This is a genomic window from Leucobacter holotrichiae (genome assembly GCF_055791005.1).
The window spans coordinates 1-7,432 of the sequence record NZ_JBVUAC010000023.1 but is presented as its reverse complement, the minus strand read 5'-3'; the positions used below and the strand labels follow the sequence as shown (position 1 = coordinate 7,432).

The 7,432-nt window shown below is 70.5% G+C and carries 7 protein-coding genes; 2 read left to right on the top strand and 5 right to left on the bottom strand.

Going from position 1 to position 7,432, the window contains the following annotated elements; genetic code table 11:
- Positions 1 to 212: 212 nt before the first annotated feature.
- Entirely contained in the window at positions 213 to 1,181 is a 969-nt protein-coding gene (locus tag AC0KXF_RS14970) for a zinc-binding dehydrogenase (protein WP_473109943.1), read from the bottom strand.
- 160 nt (positions 1,182 to 1,341) lie between these two features.
- Here AC0KXF_RS14970 and AC0KXF_RS14965 point away from each other — a divergent pair, with 160 nt between their 5' ends.
- On the top strand, positions 1,342 to 2,730 hold the full coding sequence (locus AC0KXF_RS14965; RefSeq protein WP_473109942.1) for an aldehyde dehydrogenase family protein: 1,389 nt from the start codon (positions 1,342 to 1,344) through the stop codon (positions 2,728 to 2,730).
- A 28-nt stretch (positions 2,731 to 2,758) separates the two neighbouring features.
- Here the strand turns inward: AC0KXF_RS14965 and AC0KXF_RS14960 are convergent, their stop codons facing one another.
- From AC0KXF_RS14960 to AC0KXF_RS14950, 3 genes are all read right to left on the bottom strand, one after another.
- Positions 2,759 to 4,042, bottom strand: a complete 1,284-nt coding sequence (locus AC0KXF_RS14960) for a glutamate--cysteine ligase (protein ID WP_473109941.1) — start codon at positions 4,040 to 4,042, stop codon at positions 2,759 to 2,761.
- Positions 4,043 to 4,185: 143 nt separating this feature from the next.
- Positions 4,186 to 5,400, bottom strand: coding sequence for a baeRF2 domain-containing protein (locus tag AC0KXF_RS14955; protein WP_473109940.1), 1,215 nt, complete (start codon positions 5,398 to 5,400; stop codon positions 4,186 to 4,188).
- Positions 5,397 to 5,675 carry a hypothetical protein gene (locus AC0KXF_RS14950; protein WP_473109939.1) on the bottom strand — a complete coding sequence of 93 codons (279 nt, stop codon included), beginning with the start codon at positions 5,673 to 5,675 and terminating at the stop codon, positions 5,397 to 5,399. The genes AC0KXF_RS14955 and AC0KXF_RS14950 overlap by 4 nt, the downstream gene beginning before the upstream one ends.
- Before the next feature lie 256 nt (positions 5,676 to 5,931).
- Between AC0KXF_RS14950 and AC0KXF_RS14945 the strand changes: the two genes are divergently transcribed.
- The gene (locus AC0KXF_RS14945) at positions 5,932 to 6,345 is read left to right on the top strand and encodes a hypothetical protein (RefSeq protein ID WP_223045056.1); all 414 of its coding nucleotides are present in this window, start codon (positions 5,932 to 5,934) and stop codon (positions 6,343 to 6,345) included.
- A 312-nt stretch (positions 6,346 to 6,657) separates the two neighbouring features.
- Here the strand turns inward: AC0KXF_RS14945 and AC0KXF_RS14940 are convergent, their stop codons facing one another.
- Complete coding sequence (locus AC0KXF_RS14940) at positions 6,658 to 7,035, bottom strand: hypothetical protein (protein ID WP_473109938.1); 378 nt, start codon at positions 7,033 to 7,035, stop codon at positions 6,658 to 6,660.
- Between the last annotated feature and the right edge of the window lie 397 nt (positions 7,036 to 7,432).

The window sequence follows — 7,432 nt, the reverse complement described above, 5'->3', positions numbered from 1 at the left end:
CATCACTGAACTTGATCGGCATAACTGCCATCCTTCCAGCACAGCTTCCCAGCTATGCGGTCTTGGACTCAACCAAAACTTCAGCAGACCCAGGCAGCCTCTCGTCGGGGACCGGACCCGCTGCATCTCAGAGACACAGACCGCGGGCGAGGGGTGCGACCCGAGGCGCTACTTCCAGCGCCGGCCCGGCGAGCGCGGACCGGGCGCGCCCGCTACGCACCCGCGGCGTCGGCCACGTCGAGGATCACCTTTCCGAGGTGCCCGCCGTCGAGGAGCACGCGATGGGCGCGGGCTGCCTCCGCGAGGGGCACGCGGGCGTGGATCGGGATCCGGATCCTGCCCTCCTCGAGCATCGGCCAGACCAGCTCGCGCGTGCGCTCCAGAATCCGCTGCTTGTCCCACGACGCCCGTGAGCGCACGGTGGTGCCGATGATGCGTCCGCGCTTGCGCATGAGCGCGCCCGCGTTCAGCGGGCCGCCCTCCCCGCCCAGCGTGGCGATGATCACGAGACGCCCGAACTCCCGCAGCATGCCGACGTTGTCGTTCAACGCGGGGCCGCCGACGATGTCGAGGATGATGTCGGCGCCGCCCGCCTCCCGTACCGCGCGCGGCACGTCGGCGGTGCGGCGGTTCCACGCGAGGTCGGCGCCGAGCGAGCGCACCGTGTCGACGGCCTCGTCCGAGCCGACCGTGGTGAGCACCCGCGCGCCCAGGGCGTGGGCGAACTGGATGGCGAAGGTGCCGATCCCGCCCGTGCCGCCGTGGATCAGAACGGTCTGCGGCTCCGCCCCTCCCGTGCCCGCATCCAGCCCTGCCTCGATCACCAGGTTCGAGACCACGGTCGCGGCGACCTCGATCAGCCCCGCCGCCTCGGCGAGCGGGAGCGACGGGGGCGCGGGCAGCACCTGCACCTCGGGCACGGAGACGACCTCGGCGTATCCGCCGCCCGCGAGCAGCGCGACCACCGGCTCACCGGTGTCGCGCCGATACCCCGAGACTTCCAGGCCGGGGAGCGGAGACGCTCCGGGCGGGGGCGGATACACGCCGGCGACCTGCGCGAGGTCGGCGCGATTCACCCCCGCCGCGACGACGTCGATGAGCACCTCGCCCGCCGCCGGTTCGGGCTCCGGCAGATCCACGAGCTCAAGACGGTTCTTATCGGGATTGGTCACGGCGCGCATGCGTCCACCGTAGAGCACGGCTCTCGGAATCGCGTATACCCGCGGGCTCCGATGGCCGCCCGAGAGGCCCGAGCCCGGATTCCCGCGTGAACTCCGCCTCAACCGGGTAGAGGGAGAGGGAACCCCGAACGAGACGAGCGACGGACGAGGAGCGAGCACCATGACGACCGAGCACACCTCTGGAACGGACGACGGCATCGAGATCACGAATCCGCACGACGGAACCGTTGTCGGCACGGTGCCGATCGCCACCGAGGCCGACATCCGCACCGCCGTGCAGCGGGCTGGGGAGGCCTTCCCCGCCTGGCGGGCGACTCCCGCTGCGGAACGAGGGCGTTCCCTGCGCCGTGCGGCGCTCGGGCTCGCGGCTCAGGAGGACGCGCTCGCGGACCTCAACCATCGCGAGACGGGTCGCCACCGCGAGGAGGCGCTCGAGGGAGTGCGTGCCGCGATCGACACGCTGCTCCAGATCTCCGAACTCGCTCCCCTCCACCGCGGGCGCAGCCTGCTCGGCGGGAACGAGGCGGTGGATCTGATGCGCCCCGAGCCCCGCGGGGTGGCGGCGGTGGTCACACCTTGGAACGATCCGGTCGCCGTGAGCGTCGGGCTCATCGGCGCCGCGCTCGGCACGGGCAACACGGTCGTGCACAAGCCGAGCGAGCGCTGCCCGCACCTGGGCCGGCTGCTCGGGGAGGTGCTGGAGCCGCACTTCCCGAGCGGAGTGCTCTCGACCGTCATCGGAGGCGCACGCGAGGGGGAAGCGCTGGTCGCCTCCCCCGAGGTGGACGTCGTCGCCCACGTGGGCTCCACGGTCGCCGGACAGCGCATCGCACGCGCGGTGGCACTCACGGGGGCGCACCTCATCCGTGAGAACGGCGGCAACGACGCATTCATCGTCGACGCCGATGTCGACCCGCGCTGGGCGGCGGCGCAGGCGGCGATCGGGGCGTTCGCGAACAGCGGCCAGATCTGCACCTCGGTGGAGCGCATCATCGTGCATCGGGGGATCGCCGACGAGTTCGTGGAAGCGCTGACCGCCGAAGCGTCGGAGCGCAACGACCAGGGCCTCGTCGCCCCGCTCGTCGACCAGCGGATGCGCGAGTCGGTGCATGCCCAGGTCGCGGAGGCCATCGCGTCGGGAGCGCGGGTGGTGGTCGGCGGCGCGGTGCCGGCCGGCCCGGGGAGCCACTACCCCGCGACCGTGCTCTCCGACTGCTCACCCGACATGCGACTCTTCTCGGAGGAGACCTTCGGACCGGTCGCCCCCGTGCTCGCGGTCGAGGGTTTCACGGAGGCCGTCGAGCGGGCCGCTCACGACGAGTACGGTCTGAGCGCGACGGTGCTCACGGCGGATATCGCGCACGCCCACTACGCGATCGACCGCCTGCCCGTCGGCACGGTCAAGGTCAACGCCGTCTTCGGCGGCGCTCCGGGCGGCTCGGCTCAGCCGCGGGGCCGGAGCGGCTCGGGTTTCGGCTACGGCCCGGAGCTCCTCGACGAGATGACCACGACGAAGGTCGTGCACCTCGCCCCCGCCGTGACCCGCTGAGAGGCGGAACCGCCGGACCGGGGAACCCCTACGCCGCCGACGCGGCGGGGACGGCCTGGCGATTCGTGACCTCCACCGCGTCCATGACCACCGCCCGGCGGCTTCCGGTCAGCCGCAGCACGGCGCGCTGGCGTCCGGCGCCGCCGCCCCGGGTGAGCATGGCCTCCACACCGCGCTCCACGCGCTCGCGATCCCCCGCATCGGCGAGTGCGGGGGCGACGTGCGCGAGCAGCGCGGCGGCCGCGGCGCGGGTGCGACGCGGCTTGCCGAGGAACGGGTCGACGAGCCCGGATCCGGCGATCCCGAACCGGCTCGCCGACCACATGGCGGCGCGCAGCATCGCGGTGTCGACCGGGAGCGGGGCCACGCCGGCCCGCCACTCCTGCGCGGATGTCTCCACGAGCGCCCGCACCAGCGCTGCGATGGTCACGGCGTGCTCCGCCTCCATGCAGACATCCGCCACCCGCACCTCGATCGTGGGGTAACGCGCACTCAGCCGGGCGTCGAAGTAGACCATACCGGGGTCGAGCACCACGCCGCTCGCGATGAGCGAGCTCACGAGCCGGCGATACCGCTCCGGCGACTCGAAGAGGTCGTACGCCCCCGCCGAGGGCCAGCGCCCCCACGCCTGGTAGCGGTAGCTCGCGAACCCCGTGTCCTCTCCCGCCCAGAACGGCGAATTGGCGCTCAGGGCGAGCAGCACCGGCAGCCACGGACGGATCCGGTCGAGCACCGCAACCCCCTCGGCCTCGTCCACGACCGCCACGTGCGCGTGGAAGCCGCAGGTCAGCTGTTCGCGCATCGTCACGCCGAAGCGCTTGCCGATCGCGTCATATCGGGGGTCATGCGTGACGTGGGACGACACGGGGAACACGCTCGTCCCCAGCGCCGCGACCCGCGCGCCGACGCTTCGCGCAGCCTCGTCGGCCATCCGGCGCCCCTCCCGCACCATCCGCGCGAGGTCGTCGATCGTCTCGCATGGGGGCGAGACGATCTCGATCTGCTCCAGCTTCGCCTCGCGCGCGAGCCCCGGCGCGGGTGCGGTTCCGGCTGAGAAGACGGCTCCGGATCCCGGATCGATCTCGGACAGGCCCCCGGAGTGGGATTCCGCGCCGCCCCCGCGGCTCCGGCCGGCTCCCTCATCCGACGGCAGCGCCGCGAGCGCGGATTCCACCGCAGGCACCGGGCGGCCCGAGGCGGGATCCACCAGCAGCAGCTCTTCCTCCACCCCGACCGTGCGGATCGCGAATTCCGTACCCCTCGTACCCATCTCGTTCTCCCGTCCGCCGTCACCGCGCACCTCATCGCGCACCGGCTCCGAGCACCGGATGCGGAGGCCGGCTCCCTGCCGGCTCCGCTCCGATTCGTCGGCCGCGCCGCCGACGAACCGGAGTCCCTCCAGCTTCCAGGAGAGCTCGATCGCCGGTCACCCCCTTGACGTCGCAGCCGGTCCCCTCAGGCTGAGACGGCATCCTCCGACCACCGCAGCAGGGCGACGGGCTCCCGCGGCGGCCGATTCGAACGCGGCTCGTCTTCGGAGGCGTGCTCCTCTTCCAGCACCCGCACCCGCGCTCCCGTGAGGATCGCGGCGCGCGCCAGCGCCTCGGCGACGGGTATCAGGCCGAGACTCGACGCCTCAGCCGGGATGCCGCCGTGCGTCACCCACGGCGGGGCGTCGAGCGCTTCGAGCGTGTCCGCTCGCGAGCGCGCGTCCTCCCCGCGACCATCGTCCCCGCCTCGGCGAACCTCGCGAGCCTCGCGAGCCTCGCCGTTTCCCGCTTCGAGAGCCTTCGAATCGAGCAGCAGGGTGTCCACCCTCCCCTGCTGCAGCGCCTCGACGACCTCGTCCACGCCGCGGGCGCCGAGGCCGCCGCCGTCCGACGCCAGTCGATCGAGCGCCCGCTGCACTTCGCTGTGCGCATGCTCCGTGAGCGCCCGGGAGATCGCCTCGTCGAGCGCCTGCTCGTCCGCCCCGGCCGCCCGCGTGTGCGCTTCGACCTCGATCACGAGGCCCCGGCTCGCAGGCGCGAGTTGATCCCGCAGCAACTGCCGGGCCCGCACATCACCCGCGAGCACCACGAGTGCCGGGCGCTCCTCACGCACCAGGCGATCCACGACCTCGGCAACCTCTCCCTGGTTCTGCTTCCAGATCTCTTCGGAGTGGCGCTGATAACGGGCATGCGACCAGCCTCCCGCTTGCACCTTCGGCAGGCTGTCGTCGCGCCCCTCGACCTCCACCGTCTGCTCGGCCACCGCGCGCTCAGCGCATTCGAGGCGCACGCTCGCGCCCTCGCGCCCTGTCTCCACGACCACATACCGTTCCGCCGATGAGCGGTGGCGCACCAGCGGCAGGATCTCGGGGAGCCTGCCGTGCCCGAGCCGTTCGGGCCCGCGTCTCGGCTCGGCGAAGCTCGCGTCGAGTGCCACCTCGCCGCCTCGCACCAGAAGGTAGCGCGCGGAAGGGCTCGGCGCCCCGGTCGGCTGCTCCATCGCCCGCAGAACCGCCCGCGCATCATCCTCGGGAGCGCCCAGCTCGAGCAGCCGGTCGCGCACCGAATCCCTCCTCGCCTCCTCGACCACTTGCGGCTCGGCGCCGGGGCCGTCGACGTAGGCGAAGGTCCAAGGTCCCTCGCCGGCGAGCAGTTCCGTCACGTCGCTGTAGTCGCTCATACGTCCTCCTCCGTCTTGTCGGGCCGACCGGCAGGGTCTGAGTCGTCCACCCCGCCTACGCCGTCGGCCTGACCCGTCTCGTCGATCTTCCCGGCGCCCCCGCGGTACGCCCGTTCCACCTCGGGGGCGTCCGTGTCGTCCGGAAGCGGCTCGCTCTCCCGGAAGGGTTCCACGTGCGGGGAACCGCCGTGCCCCTGCACCATTCCTCTCGTCTCCTGCTCGAGCTGCTCATCCAGCTGGGGGCCGTGCTTCGTGTTGCCGCGTTCAGCATGCATCGCCTTCTCCTCCCGGTCGCTGCTGCCGATCGGTGTCGTGCCGCGATCGGCGTTTCCCGTGATCGCGTTCCTTGCGATCGTCGTTGTCCGTGCCACGATAGGTCGGGCCGCAGACGTGCGGGAGCGGGTTGACGCGTCGCGGATGGGCCGCTAGCGGCCTCTGGTAGCAGAGACCATGGCGTGCGACAAGGCCTGCCGTGCGGGCGGCCCCGGGAGGTAACGTCGGGCACCCGACGACATGAAAGGCGGTGCCCAGATGGAGCAGCAGGATCGGCAGAACCAGCAGGGCCAGGAGGGCCGGCGCGATCAGCCGGATCAGCACGCCAACGTCCCGTCGCCCGAGGCGCGCCGGGGAGAGCAACCCGAGCGGCCGACCGCCACTGCGCCCGACTCGGTGGATCGCTCGGTTCCCACGGCCGAGGATGCGGGCAAGACCGGCACCGACGCCGCCGACCCGCCGCGCGCGGCGAACAAGCACGAGGCTGAGAAGGGAACGGGTTCAGGCGCAGAGTCGGCTGCAGAGGGACAGTCGACCGACGACGATCCCGAGCGCGACGCCAACGAGGGCGCTGATGCCTTCGAAACGCACGCGGACGCCGCGGAGGGCACCCGCGCCGGCGGCCCGGAGCGCCGCGACGAGGATCAGATCACCCTCGACACCCCCGATTGAGTTCTCTCTGCGCCCTCATCCACCGCGCATCGCGCGTGGGCAGAATGCGGGCGAACGCACCGGCGGCGCCGAGCCTCGGCGACGACGAAGCCCCGGCTTCCCTGTGTTTGCTAGGGAAGCCGGGGCTTCGTGGTGTTGTTCGAATGGCGGAGACGGGGGGATTTGAACCCTAATGGGATCCGCATTGTCCCGGGCGCAGCCCGAAGATCGTTGTTTTTACGCTGAGTTTTGGTTTGCTGACGAATACTGATCCGAGGTCAGTTTCAGAAAAGTGCTGTCACCTCGTTGTCACAACAAGTAGAGGGGCAGTTCTCAAATCTGTCCCGTGTTTTCCTCTGGGTCGAGGAACTTGCAGTCCGTGACGCACTCCAGGTCATCCAGGATTGCGTCGTGCACATCACACCCCACAACCGCTTGGAAGTCGACAATCCCGAACGGTACCCGGATCCCCGCTCGCACACAGAGCGACGCCTCTACGCCGATGGCGGCGAGCCACCGACCCCCTTCAAGGTGTCCATCGACCTCCACCTGCGTCCCCTCATCAACCGCATCACCAATGCGCCGGCGAAGCTCGTGAGCGAGCGCCTGCGCCATCACCTCGGTGATGAACGGCTCCAAGGGCTCAGGCACACCGTTCGAGCAGGCCGAGACGACACGCTCACACATCCACACCGGCACTTGCTCAGACATACTCACATCATCCCTCCCACCACCGACAAGCCCACCAGAAACATAAATGCGGGGCCCGTAGCAGGACACCCCCTGCTCGTGTTTGCGTTGTACACATGGAGAATGCACTCGAGAAAGCTGTCCGGGCCCTAATCCGTGAGGAAATCAATGAGTCGGAAAGGAAGTGGACGAGTTCTACACGGGTTGCGCGACCTGTGATTGAGATGCCGTTGTGCACGGGTGAGGTTGAGCGCCATTACCCGGTAGCCGAGGTTGCTCGCCTTTTGGGGATGTCTCGTGATTGGGTCTATGACCGAATCGAGGACGGCACGTTTACCGTTGGTCAAGTCCCCGGTAGTGGTGTAGCCCGATCCTTCGGGGTGTTGGGTTAGGCGCTGAGTTCGAGAACGGTGTCGGT

Bases quoted from the DNA above. Each gene is read 5' to 3' on its own strand.
- AC0KXF_RS14945 (WP_223045056.1), top strand. From the start codon at position 5,932: ATGGAGCAGCAGGATCGGCAGAACCAGCAGGGCCAGGAGGGCCGGCGC.
- AC0KXF_RS14940 (WP_473109938.1), bottom strand. From the start codon at position 7,035: ATGTCTGAGCAAGTGCCGGTGTGGATGTGTGAGCGTGTCGTCTCGGCC.
- AC0KXF_RS14965 (WP_473109942.1), top strand. From the start codon at position 1,342: ATGACGACCGAGCACACCTCTGGAACGGACGACGGCATCGAGATCACG.
- AC0KXF_RS14950 (WP_473109939.1), bottom strand. From the start codon at position 5,675: ATGCATGCTGAACGCGGCAACACGAAGCACGGCCCCCAGCTGGATGAG.
- AC0KXF_RS14955 (WP_473109940.1), bottom strand. From the start codon at position 5,400: ATGAGCGACTACAGCGACGTGACGGAACTGCTCGCCGGCGAGGGACCT.
- AC0KXF_RS14970 (WP_473109943.1), bottom strand. From the start codon at position 1,181: ATGCGCGCCGTGACCAATCCCGATAAGAACCGTCTTGAGCTCGTGGAT.